Origin of the sequence: Mesorhizobium sp. M2A.F.Ca.ET.037.01.1.1 (assembly GCF_003998075.1) — a bacterium.
GTDB lineage: Bacteria > Pseudomonadota > Alphaproteobacteria > Rhizobiales > Rhizobiaceae > Mesorhizobium.
The window spans coordinates 1-1,448 of sequence record NZ_RZSA01001321.1; the positions used below are offsets into that span (position 1 = coordinate 1).

Here is a 1,448-nt window from a genome sequence, read left to right on the forward strand (position 1 = left end):
GCCACCGCCTGTCCAGTGTCGTCATGCGCATGGATGCCGAGATGGTCGCCCGGGATGCCGCCGGCGATCACCTTGCCGACGATTTCGCGCACTTCCGAGGGCTGCGTGCCGCCATTGGTGTCGCACAGCACCACCCAGCGGGCTCCGGCTTCATAGGCGGTCCTGGCGCAGGCCAGCGCGTAATCGGGATTGGCCTTGAAGCCGTCGAAGAAATGCTCGCAGTCGACCATCGCCTCCTTGCCGGCGGCCACCGCCGTCTCGACCGAGGCCTTGATGGACTCCAGATTCTCCTCGTTGGTGCAGCCGAGCGCCACACGGACATGATAGTCCCAGCTCTTGGCGACAAAGCAGATGGCGTCAGACTTCGACTGCACCAGCGCCGCCAGCCCCGGATCGTTGGAGGCCGAGACCCCGGCACGCTTGGTCATGCCGAAGGCGACGAATTTCGCGCTTTCCGTCCGCTTCTTCTGAAAGAAGGCGGTGTCGGTCGGGTTGGCGCCCGGATAGCCGCCCTCGACATAGTCGATCCCGAACGCGTCGAGCAGTTTTGCGATGGCGATCTTGTCCTCGACGGAAAAGTCGATGCCCGGCGTCTGCTGGCCGTCGCGCAGAGTGGTGTCGAAGAGATAGAGGCGTTGTTTCTTCATGGCGATAGCTCGAAATGCCGGGATCCTTCGCGCGCCCCTCTGTCCTGCCGGACATCTCCCCCACTTGGGGGGAGATTGGACGGCACTTCGGCTTTCGCCAATCCCCAGCGTTGCAGGAGAAGCGGCAGGGCCGAAGCTGCTGATCTCCCCCCAAGTGGGGGAGATGGCCGGCAGTCCAGAGGGGGGCGCCGTAGAGCACGAACCTGCATCATTATTTCCCTGCAAACCGATCCGTGGCCCGGATCAGCCGATCCAGAATCCCCGGCTCGGAATAGGCGTGGCCAGCGCCTTCGATGAGGTGGAAATCCGCCTTCGGCCAGGCCTTGTGCAGCGCCCAGGCATATTTCGCCGGGCACGGCATGTCGTAGCGGCCGTGGACGATGGTGCCGGGAATGTCCTTCAGTTTCCAGGCGTCGCGGAGCAGTTGCCCTTCCTCCAGCCAGCCGGCATGGACGAAATAGTGGTTCTCGATGCGGGCGAAGGCGATGGCGTAGTCATCCTGGCCGAACGGATCGCTGGTCTCGGGTTCGGGAAGCAGCGTGATCGTCTCGCCCTCCCAGATGCTCCAGGCGCGGGCGGCCTCCACTTGGCGCGCGCGGTCGGAGCCGACCAGCCGCTTGCGGTAAGCGGCCATCATGTCGCCGCGCTCGGCCTCGGGGATCGGCGCGAGAAAACGCTCCCATTTGTCGGGAAACATCTCGGAGACGCCGAACTGATAATACCATTCGAGCTCGGCCCGGGTGAGCGTGTAGATGCCGCGCACGATGAGCTCGCTGACGCGCTCGGGATGCGTCTCGGCAT

The 1,448-nt window shown here is 64.4% G+C and carries 2 pseudogenes; both read right to left on the reverse strand.

The window, feature by feature from the left end:
* Window positions 1–647: pseudogene (locus tag EOA27_RS36355) on the reverse strand (citramalate synthase); the annotation flags it as partial.
* Window positions 648–858: 211 nt separating this feature from the next.
* Window positions 859–1,448: pseudogene (locus tag EOA27_RS36365) on the reverse strand (prolyl aminopeptidase); the annotation flags it as partial.